19 protein-coding genes and 1 tRNA gene are annotated in these 19,117 nt (G+C 69.6%); 9 read left to right on the forward strand and 11 right to left on the reverse strand.

Annotation, left to right across the window (positions count from 1 at the left end; all coding sequences use genetic code 11):
* The 4 genes from QZV94_RS12505 to QZV94_RS12520 all read left to right on the forward strand — a co-directional run.
* Positions 1–1,470, forward strand: a 1,470-nt coding sequence (locus QZV94_RS12505) for an efflux RND transporter periplasmic adaptor subunit (protein ID WP_293678219.1), incomplete at its 5' end; no start/stop codon positions are given.
* Between the two features lie 11 nt (positions 1,471–1,481).
* Positions 1,482–2,183, forward strand: coding sequence for an ABC transporter ATP-binding protein (locus tag QZV94_RS12510; protein WP_293678220.1), 702 nt, complete (start codon positions 1,482–1,484; stop codon positions 2,181–2,183).
* On the forward strand, positions 2,180–3,406 hold the full coding sequence (locus QZV94_RS12515) for an ABC transporter permease (RefSeq protein WP_293678221.1): 1,227 nt from the start codon (positions 2,180–2,182) through the stop codon (positions 3,404–3,406). The genes QZV94_RS12510 and QZV94_RS12515 overlap by 4 nt, the downstream gene beginning before the upstream one ends.
* Positions 3,407–3,622: 216 nt before the next feature.
* Positions 3,623–3,835, forward strand: a complete 213-nt coding sequence (locus tag QZV94_RS12520; RefSeq protein WP_293678222.1) for a general stress protein — start codon at positions 3,623–3,625, stop codon at positions 3,833–3,835.
* Between the two features lie 219 nt (positions 3,836–4,054).
* On the opposite strand, the gene egtB is transcribed toward QZV94_RS12520, so the two are convergent.
* Positions 4,055–6,280, reverse strand: coding sequence for an ergothioneine biosynthesis protein EgtB (egtB, locus tag QZV94_RS12525; protein ID WP_293678223.1), 2,226 nt, complete (start codon positions 6,278–6,280; stop codon positions 4,055–4,057).
* A gap of 269 nt (positions 6,281–6,549) precedes the next feature.
* Between egtB and QZV94_RS12530 the strand changes: the two genes are divergently transcribed.
* Positions 6,550–7,089, forward strand: a complete 540-nt coding sequence (locus QZV94_RS12530; RefSeq protein WP_293678224.1) for a sigma-70 family RNA polymerase sigma factor — start codon at positions 6,550–6,552, stop codon at positions 7,087–7,089.
* 301 nt (positions 7,090–7,390) lie between these two features.
* Positions 7,391–8,950, forward strand: coding sequence for a long-chain-fatty-acid--CoA ligase (locus tag QZV94_RS12535; protein ID WP_293678225.1), 1,560 nt, complete (start codon positions 7,391–7,393; stop codon positions 8,948–8,950).
* 196 nt (positions 8,951–9,146) lie between these two features.
* Here the strand turns inward: QZV94_RS12535 and QZV94_RS12540 are convergent, their stop codons facing one another.
* Positions 9,147–9,761, reverse strand: coding sequence for a glutathione S-transferase (locus tag QZV94_RS12540; protein WP_293678226.1), 615 nt, complete (start codon positions 9,759–9,761; stop codon positions 9,147–9,149).
* Between the two features lie 102 nt (positions 9,762–9,863).
* On the opposite strand from QZV94_RS12540, the gene QZV94_RS12545 reads away from it, so the two are divergent.
* On the forward strand, positions 9,864–10,094 hold the full coding sequence (locus QZV94_RS12545) for a hypothetical protein (RefSeq protein WP_293678227.1): 231 nt from the start codon (positions 9,864–9,866) through the stop codon (positions 10,092–10,094).
* On the opposite strand, the gene QZV94_RS12550 is transcribed toward QZV94_RS12545, so the two are convergent.
* From QZV94_RS12550 to QZV94_RS12570, 5 genes are all read right to left on the reverse strand, one after another.
* The gene (locus QZV94_RS12550; RefSeq protein ID WP_293678228.1) at positions 10,091–10,585 is read right to left on the reverse strand and encodes a hypothetical protein; all 495 of its coding nucleotides are present in this window, start codon (positions 10,583–10,585) and stop codon (positions 10,091–10,093) included. The two genes, QZV94_RS12545 and QZV94_RS12550, sit on opposite strands and share 4 nt — an antisense overlap.
* Before the next feature lie 68 nt (positions 10,586–10,653).
* Positions 10,654–11,730 carry a phosphotransferase gene (locus tag QZV94_RS12555; protein WP_293678229.1) on the reverse strand — a complete coding sequence of 359 codons (1,077 nt, stop codon included), beginning with the start codon at positions 11,728–11,730 and terminating at the stop codon, positions 10,654–10,656.
* Positions 11,727–12,080: a nuclear transport factor 2 family protein gene (locus QZV94_RS12560; protein ID WP_293678230.1), complete on the reverse strand. Its 354-nt coding sequence runs from the start codon at positions 12,078–12,080 to the stop codon at positions 11,727–11,729. The genes QZV94_RS12555 and QZV94_RS12560 overlap by 4 nt, the downstream gene beginning before the upstream one ends.
* A 2-nt stretch (positions 12,081–12,082) precedes the next feature.
* Positions 12,083–13,315 carry an FAD-dependent monooxygenase gene (locus QZV94_RS12565; protein ID WP_293678231.1) on the reverse strand — a complete coding sequence of 411 codons (1,233 nt, stop codon included), beginning with the start codon at positions 13,313–13,315 and terminating at the stop codon, positions 12,083–12,085.
* Positions 13,316–13,376: 61 nt separating this feature from the next.
* On the reverse strand, positions 13,377–13,946 hold the full coding sequence (locus QZV94_RS12570; protein ID WP_293678232.1) for a histidine phosphatase family protein: 570 nt from the start codon (positions 13,944–13,946) through the stop codon (positions 13,377–13,379).
* Positions 13,947–14,367: 421 nt separating this feature from the next.
* On the opposite strand from QZV94_RS12570, the gene QZV94_RS12575 reads away from it, so the two are divergent.
* Positions 14,368–14,457: transfer RNA gene (locus QZV94_RS12575), tRNA-Ser, on the forward strand.
* 14 nt (positions 14,458–14,471) lie between these two features.
* On the opposite strand, the gene QZV94_RS12580 is transcribed toward QZV94_RS12575, so the two are convergent.
* From QZV94_RS12580 to QZV94_RS12590, 3 genes are all read right to left on the reverse strand, one after another.
* Entirely contained in the window at positions 14,472–15,716 is a 1,245-nt protein-coding gene (locus tag QZV94_RS12580; protein ID WP_293678233.1) for a HupE/UreJ family protein, read from the reverse strand.
* Positions 15,716–17,035 (reverse strand): hypothetical protein, encoded by a 1,320-nt coding sequence (locus QZV94_RS12585; protein WP_293678234.1) that lies wholly within the window; start codon positions 17,033–17,035, stop codon positions 15,716–15,718. The genes QZV94_RS12580 and QZV94_RS12585 overlap by 1 nt, the downstream gene beginning before the upstream one ends.
* A 92-nt stretch (positions 17,036–17,127) precedes the next feature.
* Positions 17,128–17,400, reverse strand: a complete 273-nt coding sequence (locus tag QZV94_RS12590; RefSeq protein WP_293678235.1) for a sel1 repeat family protein — start codon at positions 17,398–17,400, stop codon at positions 17,128–17,130.
* 265 nt (positions 17,401–17,665) lie between these two features.
* On the opposite strand from QZV94_RS12590, the gene QZV94_RS12595 reads away from it, so the two are divergent.
* Complete coding sequence (locus QZV94_RS12595; protein ID WP_293678236.1) at positions 17,666–18,184, forward strand: RcnB family protein; 519 nt, start codon at positions 17,666–17,668, stop codon at positions 18,182–18,184.
* A 5-nt stretch (positions 18,185–18,189) separates the two neighbouring features.
* On the opposite strand, the gene QZV94_RS12600 is transcribed toward QZV94_RS12595, so the two are convergent.
* Positions 18,190–19,117, reverse strand: a 928-nt coding sequence (locus QZV94_RS12600) for an Asp-tRNA(Asn)/Glu-tRNA(Gln) amidotransferase subunit GatB (RefSeq protein WP_293678237.1), incomplete at its 5' end; no start/stop codon positions are given.

A 19,117-nucleotide genomic window follows, 5' to 3' on the forward strand; every position in this document is an offset into this window, starting at 1 on the left:
TGGCAGCTGAGGCCGAAGCCGGAGAAGGACCCATACCGCTTCGGGACCATCGAGCAGGGCGACATCACCCGCACGATCTCCGCGTCGGGCACCATGCAGGCGCTGATCACCGTGGACGTCGGTTCGCAGATCTCCGGACAGGTCACCAAGGTGTTGGCCGACTTCAACGACGAGGTGCGCGCGGGGCAGGTGCTGGCGATCCTCGACCCCTCGACCTTCCAGTCCCGCGTCGCCCAGAGCCAGGCCGACATCGCCGCGGGAGTCGCCGCCGTGCGCCAGGCCGAGGCGACCGCCGCCAACGCCCAGGCCGACTACAGCCGCAAGAAGACGCTGGTGGACGGCGGCTGGTCCTCGCCCAGCGTGCTGGACCAGGCGACAGCCGCCATGCGGACGGCCCAGGCCAGCGTGGCCGCGGCGCGCGCGCGGGTGAACCAGAGCCAGGCCGCGCTACGCATCCAGCGCACCGACCTCGGCCGCACCACCATCTCCTCTCCCATCGATGGCGTCGTCGTCGACCGCAAGGTGGAGCCCGGCCAGACCGTGGCCGCCAGCCTGCAGGCGCCGGTGCTGTTCACCATCGCCCAGGACCTCTCGAAGGTGGAGGTGAAGATCAGCGTCGACGAGGCCGACATCGGCAGCGTGCAGGATGGCCAGGCAGTGCGCTTTACAGTCGACGCGTTCCCGGAGGACACCTTCCGGGGGGTGGTCACCCAAGTGCGCAAGCAGCCCACCACCGAGCAGAACGTGGTCGCCTATACGGTCATCGCGCAGGCCGACAACCCCGATCGCAAGCTGCTTCCCGGCATGACCGCCAACGCCGACATCGTACTGGAAACCCATCGCAACGTCATGAAGGTCCCCTCGGCGGCGCTGCGCTGGACCCCGCCGGCGACCAGCACCAGCCGCAGCGGCGGCGGCCCCCTGGCGGTGGGCGCGCCTCCCGGGTTCGGCGGCGGCCGGCGCCAGGCCGGCGGGGGCGGCCGGCGCGGCGGCGGCGCTGCGCAGATCATCCAGCAGCTGGACCTGGACGCCCGCCAGAAGGCGGCCTGGGATCCGATCGCGGCGGAGATGCCCGCCAAGCGGGCGGCGGCGGTCGCCTCGGCCGGCGGTGATCGCCGCAAGGTCCGCGAGGCCATGACCAAGGTCACCAACGAGGCGTTCGCCAAGCTCGAACCGGTGCTGCGGCCCGACCAGCGGGCCCGACTGGCGGCCCTTCGCGCCACCATGACCGAAGGCCGCGGCGCTACAGCCGGCATGCGTGGCGGCACGGTCTATGTCCTCGACAAGGATGGCAAACCCAAGCCGGTCGCCGTGCGGATCGGCGCCACGGACGGCGCTTCGACCCAGATCGTCAGCCGGGAGCTGAAGCCGGGCGCCCAGGTCATCGTCGGCGGCGGTCCGCGGCCGAAGCCCACCCTCGGCGGCCCGCCCGGCGGCGGCGGTCGCGGCGGCGTCGCGGTTCGGATGTAGGCCGAGGGTCGATGATCGAGATCAGGGACCTGAAGAAGGTCTACATCATGGGCGACGAAGAGGTCTCGGCGCTGGCCGGGATCACGCTTGGGATCAGCCGCGGCGAATACGTGGCGGTGATCGGGCCGTCGGGTTCGGGCAAGTCGACGCTGATGAACATCCTGGGCGGCCTCGATCGCCCGACCTCGGGCGTCTACAGCTTCGAAGGCGAGGAGGTGGGGTCGTTCACGGACGATCAGCTCGCCGACTTCCGTCGCCGCCGGATCGGCTTCGTGTTCCAGTCCTTCCAGCTCCTGCCGCGCCTCACGGCCCTGCAGAACGTCGAGCTGCCGATGGTCTACGCCGGCCTGGGGGCAAGCGAGCGTCGGGCGCGGGCTTCGGAACTCCTCGAACGCGTCGGGCTTGGCGCGCGCATGGGCCACAAGCCCACCCAACTCTCAGGCGGACAGCAGCAACGGGTGGCGATCGCCCGTTCCCTGGCCAACAAGCCCGACCTGCTGCTCGCCGACGAGCCGACAGGGGCGCTCGACACTCACACCGGCGAAGAGGTGCTGAAGCTGTTTCATGAGCTGAACCGCGACGGCTTGACCCTGGCGATCGTCACCCACGACCCGGACGTCGCCAACGAGGCGCATCGGCGGGTGTCGTTCCGCGACGGGCACATCGTCTCCGACGACCGCCGGACGCCGGCGGGCGCCGAGGCCGGCGCATGAAGTCCTTCGAGCTGGTCCGCTTCGCCCTTGGCGCCATCATCGCGCACCCGATGCGCAGCGTGCTGACCTCGCTGGGCGTGGTGATCGGCGTCGCGGCGGTGGTGATGATGACCTCCATCGGCCTCGGAGCGTCAAAGCGCGTGACCGAGGCGATCTCAGGCCTCGGCTCGAACCTGATCATCATCATGCCGAACTTCCAGCGCGGCCCCGTCTCCCAGGCCGCGGGGGGTGGTATCTCGCTTCGCGACGGCGACGCGGACGCGATCCGCAAGCAGGTGGAGGATGTGATCGCCGTGGCGCCGCTCGTACGCGGCCAGGCGCAGCTGGCCTCGGAGGGCGCCAACTGGAACACCCAGATCCAGGGCGTGACGCCCGAGTACCTCATCGCCCGCGACCTGAAGGTCGTCCAGGGCCGCATGTTCGACGACCGCGAAGCCCGTCAGGGGCGCAAGGTGGCGGTGGTCGGGCCGACGGTGGTGAAGGAGCTGTTCGGCGGGGCCGATCCGGTGGGCCGCCGCATCCGCGTCCGCTCGGTGCCGTTCGAGGTGATCGGGGTGCTGGAATCCAAGGGCCAGGCCGGCTTCGGCCAGGACCAGGACGACGTGGTGCTGGCCCCCCTCAGCGCCGTGCGTTCGCGGATCGTCGGCCGCCGCAGCCGCGGTGACTCGGTGCAGACCATCTATGTGAAGGCCGCCGACGAGGAGTCGCTCGACCGCGTGCAGGAGGACGTCATCAACCTCCTGCGGGAGCAGCACAAGATCCGCCAAGGCGAGGACGACGACTTCCAGACCCAGAACATGGCCTCGATCCTGGCGGCCAGCCAGGCGGCGGTGGGGACCTTCACGGTGCTGCTCGCGGCGGTTGCGGGGGTGTCGCTGGTGGTGGGGGGCGTCGGCATCATGAACATCATGCTGGTCGCGGTGACCGAGCGGACGCGGGAGATCGGCCTTCGGATGGCGGTAGGCGCCAAGCGCAGCCATATCCTCATCCAGTTCGCCCTGGAGTCGATCGCCCTCAGCCTGGTGGGCGGCCTGATCGGGCTGGCGATCGGGGTGCTAGGGGCGTTCGCCATCGCCAAACTGGGGAATTGGCCGGCGGCGGTGCCCGCCTGGGCCGGGCCTCTCGCCCTGGGCTTTTCGGTGATGGTCGGCCTGGTCTTCGGCGCCTACCCGTCGTGGCGCGCGGCCCGGCTGGACCCCATCGAAGCCCTGCGGCGGGAATAAACGCACCCGGCGGGCTGCAACCTTGGCTGGCCTCACGGGTTAGCCAGACCGCAAGCCCAGCGAAGTGTCATGAGTCAGCCGATCAAACCCCAAGCCCCAGATCTCCCCGCAAACCGTAGCGCCGCGCGCGCCACGTCGGGCAAAGTTAAGGCGGACGGCCTGGCCGGTGACACCCCGCAAAACCTCCCCCGATCAGCCCCCGAGGAGTCCAAATCCATGACGACCGTGGAAACCGGCAAGCCCCGCGCCCGACGCGGCTTCGCCGCTATGAACCCTGAACGTCGCCGTGAGATCGCCCGCAAGGGCGGCGCCAGTGTCCCGAGCGAGAAACGCAGCTTCGCCAAGGACCGCGACCTCGCCGCCCAGGCCGGCCGCAAGGGCGGCGAAGCCTCTCGGGGCGGCGGCCGCACGCGCGGTCGCGAAAGCTGATACTCGATAACTGACGTCTGTCGGGGGCGCGCTCGGACGGGAGCGCCCCCGGTCAGCCTTGTCCCTGAAGGCGACGGACACGAGCGCCATCTCCGGCGACCCTGAAGACGCCGCAGGCGCCGGGGTCCAATCCCCAAAAGAACACACGCACCGCTCGGAGCTGGGCGGACCTCGCAGGCCTGTGGCGAGCGCTTACGCCCTGCGGGCCGCCTGCCCGCCTCAGGAAGCCCTCAGCAGCACCATCCCGAAGGCCGGCTGCGCGCTCGCCCATTCCCGCTCGACCCGCCAGCCGGCCGAGGCCGCCAGAGCGGCCATCCCCTCCAGGGTGAACTTGTGCGAGTTCTCCGTGTGCAGGGTTTCGCCCATGGCGAACTGGAAGGCGCGACCGGCCACGTGCACGGTCTGGTGCTTCAGGCTGACCAGATGCATCTCGATGCGGCTGTCAGCGGCGTTCCAGACCGCGCGGTGCGCGAAGGCGGTCAGGTCGAAGTCGCCGCCGAGTTCGCGGTTGATCCGCGCCAGCAGGTTCTTGTTGAAGGCCGCGGTGACGCCCTGGGCGTCGTCATAGGCCGCCACCAGCGTGGCCTCGTCCTTCACAAGGTCCATTCCCACCAGGAACGCCGAACCCTCGCCCAGAAGCCGCCGCGCGCCGACCAGGAAGGCGCGGGCCTCATGAGGCGTGAAGTTGCCGATGGTGGAGCCGGGAAAGAAGCCGACGACGGGGCGGCCCTGCGTCTCCGGCGGCAGGCGTAGCGCGTTGGTGAAGTCGTCGCGCAGCGGGGCCACGGTCAGGTCCGGGTAGTCGGCCCGGATCGCGCTGGCCGCGCCCTCCAGGGCCGAGGCGCTGATGTCGATGGGGGCATAGACCGCCAGCTGCGGCGCGGCGTCGAGGACGATGCGGGTCTTGGTGCTGGCGCCGGACCCGAACTCCACCAGGGCCGCCCCGTCGGGGATATGGGTCGCGATCTCGGCCGCCGCGTCGCGCAGCAGAGCGATCTCGGTGCGGGTCGGGTAGTATTCCGGCAGTTCGGTGATCGCCTCGAACAGGGCCGAGCCCTCGGTGTCGTAGAAGTGCTTGGGCGGGATCTGCTTCTGCGGCCGCGACAGGCCTGCGACCACGTCGGCCTCGAAGTCGGACATCTCGGTCGTCTCCCCGCCGGCGCCGTCGAGCGCCAGGCGCAGGCCTGAGAACATCCAGCGCTGGTGGGGCTGGAAGAAGTTGCGGTAGCTGGCCCGCACGTGGCCGCTTGGCGTGACGCAGGCCCCGCCCTTCAGGACGAACTGGCCGGACATGAACTTGCCGTTGTACTCGCCGACCGCGCCGCTGGCGGGCCTGAAGCCGGGGTACGGCAGATAGGCGCTGCGGGTCCACTCCCAGAGGTCGCCGAACATCTGGCGCAGGCCCTGACCGGGCGGCGCCGGCTGGGCGGCCAGGCCGCCTGTGGCCAGGAATTCGCCGTGCAGCGGCACGGAGGCGGCGGCGTGCTCCCACTCGGCCTCAGTGGGCAGGCGCGCCCCGGCCCAGGCGGCATAGGCGTCGGCCTCGTAGTAGCTGAGGTGGCTGACCGGGGCGCTAGGCTCCAGAGGGCGAAGGCCGTGCAGGCCCATGACCCGCCAGCCGTCGTCTGCCTGACGCCAGTAGATGGGCGCCTGCCAATCTTCGGCGCGCACCAGCGCCCAGCCCTCCGAGAGCCAGAGTTCGGGACGCGAATAGCCGCCGTCCGCCATGAAGGCCAGCCATTCGCCGTTGGTCACCAGCCGGTCGGCCAGGCGGAACGGCTGCAGCCAGACCCGGTGGCGCGGGCCTTCGTTGTCGAAGGCGAAGCCGCCCTCCGTCGCTTGACCGATTTCCACAAGCCCGCCCTGGAAGGCGACGTAGCCCAGCGGCGTGGTCGCCCGCCCGGAGGCCAGCCGGGGCGGTGCAAAGGCCGGCGCCAGCGGCGACTGCGCGAAGAGGTGGAGGATGTCCATCAGGAGCAGCTCCTGATGCTGTTCCTCGTGCGCGAGGCCCAGGTCGAGCAGGTCCGCGTGTTCGCCGGCGCCGTCCGCCAGCAGGCGCGCCATGCCGGCGTCGACATGGGCGCGATAGGCCAGGACGTCGGCGGCGGACGGCCGCGTGATCAGGCCTCGGGCCGGGCGCGGCTGCCTCGGGCCGATGGCCTCGTAGTAGGAATTGAACAGGTAACCGAACTTAGAATCGAAGAGGCGATAGCCCGCCAGGTTCGGGACCAGCATGAAGGTCTCGAAGAACCAGGTGGTGTGGGCCAGATGCCACTTGGCGGGGCTGGCGTCCGGCATGGACTGCGCGGCCATGTCCTCCGGCGTCAGCGAGCGGGTCAACGCTTCCGTCGCGCGCCTCAACGTCTGGTAGCGGACCAGGGCTTCCGGCCGGGCGGCCCGGTTGGCGCTTTGCACAGGCGCAGCGGGTCGTTCGGTTTCGCGCATACACTTTTCCTCATCGGCCGCGGACCGGCGATCGTCTCCGGCGCCCTACATGGTGGCGTTCTGATCGGGCCACAACGCGCTTGGCGCTAGCCGGCTGCATCGAGCCGGAAAATGCTGGCGGAGAGCGGACGTGATCATGGCTGCGAAGCTTTCGCAAATTCTAGGAGTCCCGGGGTTTGGCACAGGAACAGACCCCCTGGGGCCGCGTTCAACCTCCGCTGGTGGAAGGCGCGTGACCGGTCAGGCGACCGGGGTCTCTAGGGGACGCAATGAACGCGGTGTCGAGTTGGCGCGACGAGGTCGTGGGCCTGATCCCCGCCCTTCGTGCGTTTGCCTGGTCCCTGAGCCACAACGGCTCGGACGCCGACGACCTGGTTCAGGACACCCTGATCAAGGCCTGGACCAACCGCGACAAGTTCGAGCCCGGCACCAACCTGCGCGCGTGGTTGTTCACCATCCTGCGCAACACCTACTACACCAATGTCCTGCGCCGTCGCCGAGAGGTGCGCGATGAAACGGGCGAGTACGCCGACACTCTGACCTCGCCCCCGACCCAGGAATGGACGGTGGCCATGCGCGCCCTGCAGTCGGCCCTGCAGCAGCTGCCCGCCGAGCACCGGGAGGCGCTGATCCTCGTGGGCGCGGCGGGGCTATCCTATGAGGAAGCGGCGCAGATCTGCGGCTGTGCGCTGGGCACCATCAAGAGCCGGGTGAATCGCGCACGGGCACGCCTGCTAAAGATCATGGACGCCGAGGACGCCAGCGACGTCATGGCCCTGGAGTCCGCGCAGGTGATGGGCACGGCCTAGCGGCAAGCTGATCCAGAGTCCGCCGGACGTGCTCGGGCACGGGCCGCGCCTCGAGAATGCGGAACATCCGTGCAAGCGCGCGATCGAGCGTTCCCGTCCCGCATACGTTCGACATCGCGATATATCCCGACAGTCCCCAGGCCACCCTAGCGTCGCGCGACCGCACGGCGATGCCGCGCTATGCCGCAACCAGGCAGACGGGCGCGGCGGTAGCCCAACGTCGCATTTGGCGGGCGTCGCTGGTTCGGCTAGCAAGGCCGTAGACGGGCAACCAGCCTGCACGAGGAAACCGAAGGCCGGCATGAGCGACGATACGATCCAGATTCTCATCGACATTCCGCGGGTCCATGGCCGCGCGCGCGGGGACAAGGTGGCGGTGGCCTTCGAGGGCCGCAATCTGACCTATGCGGAGCTCGACCGACGGTCCGACCAGGTGGCGGCGTTCCTGCAGGAGCTCAAGGTCGCACCCGGCGACCGGGTGGCGTGGCTGGGGCGGCCGTCGGAGGCCTGGTACGAGATCTTCTTCGGCGTCGCCAAGGCGAGAGCCTGCTTCGCGCCGATCAACTCGCGGCTGGCGGTCCCCGAGATCGCCTTCATCCTCAAGGATTCTGCAGCGAACGTCTTCTTCGTGACGCCTGAGTTCTACGAGTGCGCGGTTACGGTGGCCGAGCATGCCGGGCGGCCGGTGCGGGTGATCGCCGTTGGCGGCGGGCATCCGACCTTCGACGATTACGCCGCCTTGCGCGACGTCGGCGGAGCGCCGGATCTGACACGGCCGCAGGCCGACGATGACGTGTTGCAGCTCTACACCTCGGGCACCACGGGGCTGCCGAAGGGCGTGCGGCTGTCGAACGCCAACTACAGCGCCTTCCTCACCCTGCGCACCATCGTCGAAGGCTTCGACTATCGGGCGGACGACACGGTGTTGATCCTCATGCCGATGTTCCACGTCGCAGGGACCAACATCAGCTTCGCAGGCCTCGCCGCCGGCGGGCGGATCGTCCTGCAGGCCGAGTTCGTTCCGGCCAAGGTGCTGGAGACCATCGCCGCCGAACATGTGGCCCACACCTTCCTGGCGCCCGTGATGATCAACACCCTGCTGCAGACGCCTGGGGTGGAGACGACCGACTTCTCCAGCCTGAAGACCGTCAGCTACGGCGCTTCGCCCATCTCCGAGGCGGTGCTGGCCAAGGCGACGGATACCTTCGGCTGCGGCTTCGTCCAGTTCTACGGGATGACCGAGACCACCGGGGCTGGAACGACCCTTGCGCCGAGCGAGCACCGCGGCGCGCTGATGCGCTCCTGCGGGCGGCCCTGGCCGACGCTGGAAACCCGCATCGCCGATGACGACGGCAACGAGGCTGCTGTGGGCGAGATCGGCGAGATCGAAATCCGCGGGCCGATCGTCATGGCGGGCTACTGGAACCGCCCGGAGGCCACGGCCGAGACCATACGGCCCGATGGCTGGCTCCGTACCGGGGACGCCGGCTTCATGGACACCGACGGCTTCTTCTTCGTCCACGACCGGGTGAAGGACATGATCGTCTCGGGCGGAGAGAACGTCTATCCGGCTGAGGTGGAGAACGCGATCCTGGGCTGTCCCGGCGTGGCGGACGCGGCGGTGATCGGAGTGCCGGACGACCGCTGGGGAGAGTCCGTCAAGGCCATCGTGGTGGCGGCGCCGGGCGCGCAGCCCAACCCGGCCGACATCATCGCCTACGCCCGCGAGCGGATCGCCGGCTACAAGGCGCCCAAATCGGTGGACTTCATCGACGCCCTCCCCCGCAACCCGTCGGGCAAGGTGCTGCGGCGCGAGCTGCGCAAGCCCTACTGGGAAGGCCGCGACAGGAAGGTGGGGTAGTCCCTTCTTCCTTTCCCGCTTGCGGGAAAGGGGACCGCTCGCCGAAGAGCGAGCGGTAGAAAGGGCAAGCCTCTAGAGCGGTGGGTCGACCGGGCTGTCTTAGGCGCCGGAGAGGTGGCTTACCCTCTCCACCACCCGCTCTTCGCTGCGCTCGGCGGGCGGTCCCCCTCTCCCGCGCAAAGCGCGGGAAAGGAAGTCAGGCGCTCGCCGCCGCTGACGGCCGCGCCTTCACGCGTTCGAACCAGGCGCCGACGTTCTTGAACTTCGGGTCCATCGGCTGGCCGACCTGGCCGCCGAAATCGAGGAAGCAGAAGAGCAGGATGTCGGCCAGGGTGAAGCGGTTTCCGGCGATCCAGGGGCCGGTCAGGCGCTGATCCAGCCACTCCACGCCATCCTGAGCCACGAGCTTCAGGCCGGGCGACGCCTCGGGCAGGCAGCGGAGGCGATCCTTGAACATGCCCAGGCCCTCCCCGAACCGGAAGCCGTTGGCCATCGGTTCGCAGATCTTCAGGTCGACGCGGCGCGTCCACATGCGCGTCTCGCCCCGCTCGTCCGGCGTCGTCCCGATCAGCGCCGGTGTCGGCTGCTTCTCCTCGAGGTACTCGCAGATGGCGGTGATCTCGGTGACGAACGCTCCGCTGTCCAGCTCCAGCGCCGGGGTCTGGCCGGCCGGGTTGACGCTGAGGTACGGCTCGCGACGGTTCTCGCCCCCGCGCAGGTCGACGTTGACCTTGTCGAGCTCAATGCTTTTCTCGGCGAGGAACATGTTCACCACGCGCGGATTCGGGCCGATCGAGTTGTAAAGCTTCACCTTTGGATCTCCGTCCCTGTTCTCGATTTCGTGAGCGCCGTTACAAGCTGTGACGGGCCACGGGGTGGAATTGTAGGCCCTGTAGGCGTATAACGCGGCGTCATGACAGAGCGCAGTTTTCGCCAGGATCTGACGGGCTCGCACGAGAGTCTCGAGGACCTGCTGGCGCGCCTGAAGAGCCAACTATCCCGTCCCCGTGCGAAGCCCGGCCGCTTCGGTCCGCCGGACGAGGACCACTTCGTCACCTCCCGCAGGCCGCTCGGCGGCGCCGGCGGCGCCGAGGCGCCCCTGCCGAAGGCCGAGCCGCCGGTGCAGGACTGCTGCGCCCGCTAGCGCGGGTTCAGGCGGAAGTTCGAGTTCATCACGCAGTTCGGCGGCGAACGGGCGGTCGACACGGTGGCCGGCTGGCCGGGACCGGGACGGAACGACCATTCTCCCGCGGGCGTGCGGATCAGTAGGTCGCCGGGACTGGTGAACTGGCAGACGGCATGGCGGCGATCGCCGCGCCCGCCCCGGTCCCGGATCGCCGCGCACTCCACGTGGCCATACCGGCGGAAGAACACCACGCCCTCGAACTCGAACCGGCGCGGCGGCTGCCTGTGGACCCAGAGGAACTGCGCCGCCGTGATCCGCGGGCACGGCGGCCCCTCGATGGCCCAGGCCTTGGCGTCCGCCACGCGCTGGGCGAGCGCCTTGCGGTAGTTGCTGGTCAGGTACCAAGCCGACGACGCCGTGACTGCCGCGATAAAGGCGATCCAGGCCCAGCGCGGTATGCGGCTGAACGGGTGGCGTGGCGCGATGAACAGGCCGGGAGCAGATCGCATGACGACTCCGACTTACAATTGTAAGTCAGATCAAATCTACACATGTAAGTCAAATTGACGCCAGCGTCTCAGCGCAGGCGGCTTAGCGCGTCGTGGTCGGCGATGTGGTCGACGGCCGAGCCCAGCATCTGCATGAACATGTCGTCGCCCCGGGGGGTGCGGATCACGATCATCGAGGCGAAGAAGGCGGTCATGAACAGCGAGAAGGCCCCGTGCGCGTAGTGGCGTTTCAGGTCAGCCGCCGAGTAGCCGGTGACCCCAAGGCTCGTCAGCGTGCGGTGATAGAGGCCCAGGAGTTCCGGCTCGGCCGCGCGGCGGGCTTCGGGGGTCAGCGCGCCCGCGAGGAAATAGGCGACGTCGGTGGCGCCAGCCGCGTACGAGAACGACTGCCAGTCCAGGACGGTGCAGGGCGCCCCGCCAGCGGCCGTGCCGAACATCATGTTGTCGGGGCGGAAGTCGTTGTGGGTGAGGCAGCGGGGCCCGTCGTGCAGGCGGGTATAGGCCTCCCAGCTGGTGGTGAGCGCCTCCCCCACCTCGACCCAGTGCGGCTTCAGGCGCTCTGCGTAGCGTTCGCGGAAGCCCTGCCACAGCGACCTTATCGCATCGGGGCTCGCCGCGCTGGGCGGCGCTGCCTTCGTGCCCGACACCCACGGCAACACTTCCAGGCCATCGTCGGCCCAGTGCGAGGCGTGCAGGCGCGCCGCCTGCTCCATCACCAGGCGCGCCTGCTCAAGGGTGACGCCCTTGAGCTGGTCGCCCTGCTCAGCGGGCGCGAGGTCGGCCATCATCAGGACGAACTCACCCGTGGCGTCGTCGGCCTCGGTGAAATAGCAGCGCGGGGTGGCGACCAAGGCCCCGGCGGCCAGGTGCTGGTAGAACCGGACCTCGCGGACATAGTTGCCCAGCACCACGCCCGTGCGGCGGCTTTCCTCGTCTGGCGAGGGGAATTTGCCCACGATCGAGCGCGGCGCGTCATCCGCGTCGCGGGCATAAGTCAGCTTGAAGCGGATGCTCTCGCCGATCTGGCCGGACCCGACGTTGGCCGCGGTGAAGGACCCCACCACGGCGTCGACTCCGCCAGCCTGCAGCACGGCCGTGAGCCAGGCCGTGTCGATGTCGCCGGGCCTGCGGATGTCGGGCGTCATGCCGGCATCTGGTGGACATAGACCTCGTTCAGTGCGATGCGGTCGCCCTTGAGGATGACAAGATCGAAGCCGCGCATGCGACCGGCGGATCCGCCCTCGCCCATTGCAGCGTACCAGCGGCCGCAGTAGCCGCCCTCGATCGGCCAGATCTCCTCTGGGGTGTAGATCGTGGGGGGCATGGCGGCGAAGAGGCCGGTCAGATAGGCGCTGAGCGCGGCCTGGCCGGTGATCCCGGCGGCGGTCTGCGGATCCTTGTAGACGCAGTCGTCGGCGTAGAAGGCGCAGAGCCGCGGCACGTCCTTGTCGGACCAGGCCTTGAGCCAGCGGGCGTTGAAGTCGGCGAGGTCCATCGTCATCCCTCCAGCACCCGGGCGCGATAGGCCTCGGTGAACACCTCCGGCGGCAGCGCCTCCGGCCCGGCCATCACCGCGAAGGTGTGCATCCGCAGGTTCGGATCGGCGGCGGCCCGGGCATGGAAGCTGTTGCGCCGCGCGCGAGCGGCCTCGTCGAACTCCATGTCGATGGCGGCCACCAGCTGGCCGGTGAAGCGCAGCCTGCGCATCCGCTCGGCCCGCTCCTCGGCGTAGGGGGCGAAGGCGGCGCTCGACCAGTCGTCGGAGGCCAGGAGGATGTCCGAGACGATGCGCACGTCGCGATAGGTGATGGACAGGCCCAGGCCGATGATCGGATCGTTCCACCCCGCGGCGTCGCCGACCAGCACCACGCCCTCCGCAAACGGCTCGTCGGTCCAGGCATCGGCGTTGATGTAGCTGAACAGCGGACCGGCCGGACGTCCGGCGACCAGCTGGCGGTTGGCGGGACTGGACGAGAACTCGAAGGCGTCCAGGAACCGGCGCGGACCGTCGTCGCCCTTGAACCGCCGGGCCTGGTCCAATGCGTAGCCGCCGTAGACGCGGACCTTGCCGCCCCCTTGCGGGAAGGCCAGGAAGCCGAAGTCGCCCTCGGTGCCGATGGCCTGGAGGTCCTCGGGCCAGCCTTCCACCCCCTCGACCAGCAGGCCGCCGAACCAGTGATGCGGGGCGTCCTGGTGCAGCGTGATCCCGGCAGTCTCGCGCACCTGCGAGGTGCGGCCGTCGGCGCCGATCAGCAGGCGCGCGGTGGCCTCGCGGCTCCGGCCATCGTGCTCGAACCTCACCCTGGGCTCCGCGCCACCGACCGCCTCGTGGACCTGGACGCCGCGCAGGCCCTCCGCGCCGGCCGCCAGCGCAGCGTCGAACAGCGTCTGGCAGTGGTGCGGGTGACCCAGGCAGAGCGGTCCCGGCACGCCTTCGCGGAACATGCCCAGCGGCAGGGCCTCAGCCTCCGCTGCGACTGGGTCGCGTTCCACGTCGTAGGTGACGTGGCGCGTCAGGTGGTGGCCGCCGGCCTCGACCAGCAGGTCGTAGAGGCCCAGGCGGCGCACCTCGTCCACGCCCCACGGCGAGATCCACTCCCCGCGCACGCGGTCCTGATAGGCGTCCGACTGTTCGAGTAGCAGCACCGAGCGTCCGGCGCGGGCCATGACGATCGCCAGCGCCGAACCGCCAATGCCGCCGCCGATAATGATGAGATCGTAGCTCTGCATGCGCCAGCGTCGCATCCTCGCCGCCGCGTCATCCAAGCGCAATCCGTCAGCCGTCGCGCGCTCAGCTGCGCAGATGGGCCCGTTCGTTCAGGCTGAGCACGTTGCGCTGGCCCGAGCGGGCGCACATGAAGCGATGGATCGAGGTGTAGTCCGGCTCGAAGAACAGGCGCGGCGCCATGCCCAGGACGTGGGCGGTCCAGACGTTGATCACGCCACCATGGCAGAACACGGCCACGCGCTGGCCTGGATGGGCCTCGATCAAGGCCTCTAGGGTCTCGACGACCGTGGCGGAAAAGGGCCTGATGTCGGCCCCGTGGCCGCCTTGCGCGAACCGCAGCCACGCGTCGTAGTTCTCCCGCTTCAGCACCTCCATCGGGACGTAGGTCCCAGAGTTGCGGTCGAACTCGCAGATGCCGTCGTGGCAGGTGAGGCTGTGGCCGGCCTGGGCGGCGAAAGGCTCGGCCGTCTGCCGCGCCCGCAGCATGGTCGAGGCGTAGGCCGCATCGATCGGCTCCGCGGCCAGCCAGGCGGCGACCCTGCGGGCCTGATCGTGGCCCACATTGGACAGCGGCGGGTCGGAGGTGTCTTCTCTGCGCTCGGGCAGCCCGTGGCGCACCAGGATCAGTTCCATGCGCCAGAAGGTGCGTCGAGCCGCCGGTCCCTGTCCAGGCGGACGCTGCGGCGCCCTAGTCTAGCGCGCGCGGGCCTGGGCGCGAGCCATGCGGTGGGCCCACTGGGGGATCTGACGCGACCTGCGGCGGTGCGACCTGCCTCTCTCCAGCCGCACAAGCGACGCGAGGGAGCTGAACAATGGACGAAGGTACTTCACGCTACGAATTCCTGGCGCAGCTGTGCGGCTGCGGTCTCGGTGTACGTCGGCGCCGGCGATCGCGGCAGTTGCTGCGGCGTGCGCCGCGATGCATCGCGATGCATCGCCCGGTTCGCCATCGGAGGTCGGACCGTCTGACGCATGGCCTCCGACCGGCTAGGCAGACGCCGCGTCGTCCGCTAAGAACCGCCGCTTCCGCGGGCGCACTCTGCACCTGCGGGCTGGTGACGTGGCCGAGTGGCTGAAGGCAACGGTTTGCTAAATCGTCATACGTGAAAGCGTATCCAGGGTTCGAATCCCTGCGTCACCGCCACTCTCTCCACGGCCCTAGGCCTGTGACGCCCTGCCCCGCCGGTCGGCGAGGACGGCCAGCGCCGTGCCGAAGATCAGCAGGCCGAACAGCCACAGCCCGTGGGCGAGCGCGGCATCGATGCCCCGGCCGATCACGTTCTCCACGCCCAGCACCCGTTCCGCCATCCAGGCCAGGGCGGCGACCCCACAGAACGCCGCCGCGGCGGTGCGCACGGCGGGATAGCTGCGGGTGTGGGCGAGGATGGCCAGCGGGGGCATGACCGCGGCGACGACGGCCAACTGGACCAACTCGATGCCCAGGTTGAAGCCCAGGATCGCCTGGGCCTTGCGCCAGGGCTCCAGGTCGAAGTGGGCAATGAGGGTGGCGAAGGCCAGGCCATGGACCAGGCCGAAGCCCAGTGCGACCAGTGGCTCGCGCCCAGGGAACAGCGGACGGGCCGCGTGGATGGCCGAGACCAGGATCGAGACTGCGATCAGCACCTCGACGGGTTGCGCGGGCAACCGCCAGCCCAGGAAGGCCCCGCCGATCAGGGTCAGGGAGTGCCCAAGGGTGAAGGCGCTGACCACGCCCGCCAGCCGGCGAAAGGTCGTGCTCACCCCCGCGTGGTCGCGCCAGCGCCGCTCGCGGGCGAGCAAAGGCGCCGGCAGCAGCAGCGCCAACAGGAACAGCAGGTGGTCATGGCCTTCGGCGATGTGGCGCATGCCCAGGCCGACGGCAGAGGCGAAGCCGCGCCAGGCGCTGCCGGGCCCGCGGTTGACCGCGAGCGTCCGCGCCCCGCCCTGTAGCGCCCCCAGGAGCTGTGGCTGCTCTGAGAGCTGTCCGCCGGCGTAGTCGTTGCGCACCATCACCATGACGAAGTGGTTGCGCACCTGGTCGATGACCACGCCATAAGAGAAGTCGAAGCGCCGCAGCGGGGCGCCGGGCGGCGGGCGCATCCCCACCTGGGCCACTAGGTCCGGCCCCCCGGCGTCGGGCGAGATCCGCAATTCGCGCAGCTCGAGCGCCCAGGGACGCCCATCGGGCGCGCGGACCGCCAGGCGCTGCATCAGGTAGCGGTCGAGGCCCGGCGGCGCGGGACCCGGTCGCGGGGAGATCGGCCGGCCCATGGCGTAGCCCAGCTCGCCCAGCGGCACGACGATCTCGGCGGTGACGTCCCGCCCCGCGAAGTCCAGGCGAACCTCCGAGTTGGGCGTCAGGTGCGCGGCCGCGGGCCAGGCCGTCACCAGCAGCATTGCCAGCGCCATGATCAGCCAGCGCATCAGTGGCCGAACCAGATCAGGCCGGAGTCGCGGTCCAGGCTGTGCGGATTGAGCGCCAACGCCTTCTTGCGCTCCGCTTCCGCGGCTGCGTCCTGACCCAGCAGCAGGTAGGCCTGGGCGGCCGCCACGTGCCGGTCGGCGGACACGTAGGGGCCCGCGTCCAGGGCTTGCAGTACGCGCAGCGCCTCGGCTGGACGGCCGGCGGCGATCTCGGCCCAGGCCAGTCCGACGACCGCCGGGCCATAGGGCCGGGCGGCGTAGTCCTTGCGGGCGAACTCCAGAGCCTGGGCCGGGTCCCCAAAGGCCAGCTCGTGCTCGATGGCGTGCCCCCAGGCCGCCTCGGGGATTTCGGCCACGCGCCGCATCCAGATCGCGCCGGCTCGATCGGACCAGGTCTTGGAGAGGTTGTAGTCACCCTCGGCGCGATAGAGCGCGGCCAGGGCGTCCATCACCTCGGGCGCGCCGCTGCGCTGGGCGATGGCGACCATGCGGGCGATCGCCTCGGGGCGGCGACCGGCCAGCGCCAGCATCTGGGCGCTGTGGGCTTCGGCAAGCCAATATCCCGGGAACAGTCGCTCGGCCTTCGCGAAGTGGGCGGTGGCGCGGGTGCGGTCGCCACGCCGCAACTCCAGGGCTCCACGCTGCAGTTCGAGACCGGCCAGGGTCTGGGCAACCGGAAAATCCAGGCCTCGCTCGGCATCGTTCAACGCCGCCAGCGCCGCGTCGATCTTGCCTGTGTGGCCCAGGAACACCGCGCGGCGGAAGGCGCCGGGCGCTGCGGCCTTGTCGTCGCCGCCGTAAAGCTTCCACGCTCGGTCGTAGGCGCCGCGGTAGAAGGCGATATCGCCGGTCATGCCGGCGATCTCAGCCGCCTCACCGGCGTCGGGCGGCACGGCATAGCCGCCGAGCGCCTTCAGCATGGCCTGAGCGCGGGCCAGGCGGTGCAGGCTGAGATCGAGGCTGGCCTGGGTGAGGTGCGGGCCAGTGTCCTGCCGAGCGCGGGCGAAGCTGCGGTCCAGGGCGGCTTGGGCCTGGGCGTAGTCGTAGAAGTCGCCGGTCAGGCGGGCCTTGGCCATCCAGGCCAGCGCGAGCCGCTCAAGGGGAAGCCAGTCGTTCGCTTGGGACTGCGCCACCTGTTGCGCCCCCTCGACCTGCTCGGTGGCGCGCTCGAGGGCGGCGTCATATGTAAGCGGGGCTGCGGCGGTGGGCGCCCGGTTCGGCGGCGCCGACGGCGCCGGACGGGACGGCAGCAGGACGCGCCCCACGACGGCCAACGCTAGGATGGCCAGGATCACAAAGAGGGCCCGGCGGGTCCTCACGCTTCGCAACAGAGGCGTGAACGCCGCCAAGATGGACTCCCCAGGGCGGGCCAGACGACCCGCCGCGAAGGATAGCGGTTAGCAGGCCTTTGTCAGCCTTGCGCGAGCCATTGCCGCGCTTGGCGTTGGGCCTCGGCCACATCTTCCGAAGCCATCTCCTCGGAGATTTCCTTGCGGTAGACCTTGGCTTCGACCGAGCCACGCATCGCGGCCAGGTTGAAGAGCATGTGGGCCGAAACATAGTCGAGCGGCGCGCCGCCCTGGCCCGTCGAGTAAAGCAGGCCCATTCGAAACAACTCGTCGCCCGTCGCGCCCGGAGTCGGCAGCGGCAGGCCATCAGACTTCATGTCGATGCTCGCCAGCATGGTCTTGGTCCCTATTGCTTGCCGGCCGACCCGGGTTCTCCGCGCCAATCACCGGCCTACGACACCACCAAACCAAGCTTAGGTTGAACGGATGGTTAAGGACGCCGTTGTCAAAACGACAGGATTCGAAGGTGAGACGTCCTGCCGCAGCCAAAGCTTCGGCGAGCGAAAGGTCGACCAGAGCGAAGTTTACTCAATCGTCGCGCGCGAGCCTGCCAAGTCTGTTCAGCGACAATTCAGGCGTGGACTGCCAGAATGAGGCCGAATGAAGCGTCTGTCCCTCATATGCGCGGCGATCGCCACGCTCGCGGCCACCTTGCCGGCGGGCGAGTTGGCTATGGCGCGCGACAACGATCGCGGCGGCCAGCAGGCCCGTGGCCGCGGCCCGCCCGATCGCGGCGCAGAGCGGCGCGGACCTGACCGGCGCGCGCCCCAGGCACGCGGGCCAGAGCGGCGAGGCGACGATCGTCGCTGGGACCAGGGCCGGGGCGCCGAGCGCCGCCTCGAAGCCCCGGGTCAGGGCCGCCGCGCATTGCGCGAAGAGTACGACCGCCGCGACAGCGGACGCCGCCGCTTCGAGGACGGCCCCTACGCTCCGCCGGATGCGCGGCCGGCGCGCCGTGGCGGGTACCTTCCAGACAGCTATCGCGGCGGTGTGGTCGACGACTACCAGCGACTCCGCCTGCGCCCGCCGCCGCGCGGCTACGCCTGGGTTCGGGTGAACGGCGGCTACGCCCTGGTTTCCGTGGGTGACGGGCGCGTCTTCGACGTCATCCCGGACTAGGGCCCCTACGCCACGCCCAGCTTGCTGCGCAGCAGCTGGTTCACCGCCCCCGGGTTGGCCTTGCCGCCGGTCTCCTTCATCACCTGCCCGACGAACCAACCGATGGCCTGAGGCTTGTCCTTCACCGCGGCGGCCTTGCCGGGGTTGCCGGCAATCAGGGCGTCGATGATCGCCTCCAGAGCGCCGGTGTCGGAGACCTGGCGCAGGCCGGCCTTCTCGACGACCTCCGAGGCGGTCCCCTCCCCGGCCCACATCCGCTCGAAGACGTCCTTAGCGATCTTGGAGGAGATCACACCTTCCTCGATGAGTTGGACCAGTTCGGCGATCCCGGCCGGCTTGATCGGGCTGTCCTCGATATCGAGGCCGCCGGCGGTCAGGCGCGCAGCGAGGTCGTTGGTCACCCAGTTGGCGGTCAGTTTCGGGTCACGCCCCTTCACTGCCGCTTCGTAGAAGTCGGCCCGGGCCTGTTCGGTGATCAGTACTTGAGCGTCGTAGGCGGTCAGTCCGTACTGCGATTGCAGCCGCGCCTTCTTGGCGTCCGGCAGTTCCGGCAGCGTCGCCTCGATCGTCTTCACCCAAGCCGGGTCCAGGACCAGGGGCAGAAGGTCCGGGTCGGGGAAGTAGCGATAGTCGTGCGCCTCCTCCTTGGAGCGCATGGAGCGCGTCTCGCCCTTCACGGTGTCGAACAGGCGGGTCTCCTGGTCGATCTTGCCGCCGTCCTCGAGGATCTCGATCTGGCGACGGGCTTCGTACTCGATGGCCTGCTGGATGAAGCGGAACGAGTTGACGTTCTTGATCTCGCAGCGCGTGCCCAGATGCTTGAAGTCGCCGGTCTCGCGGAACTTCTCGTAGTCTCCGGGGCGGCAGACCGAGACGTTCACGTCGGCGCGCAGGTTGCCCTTCTCCATGTCGCCGTCGCAGGTGCCGAGGTAG

This window comes from uncultured Phenylobacterium sp., from assembly GCF_902826855.1.
Classification (GTDB): domain Bacteria; phylum Pseudomonadota; class Alphaproteobacteria; order Caulobacterales; family Caulobacteraceae; genus Phenylobacterium.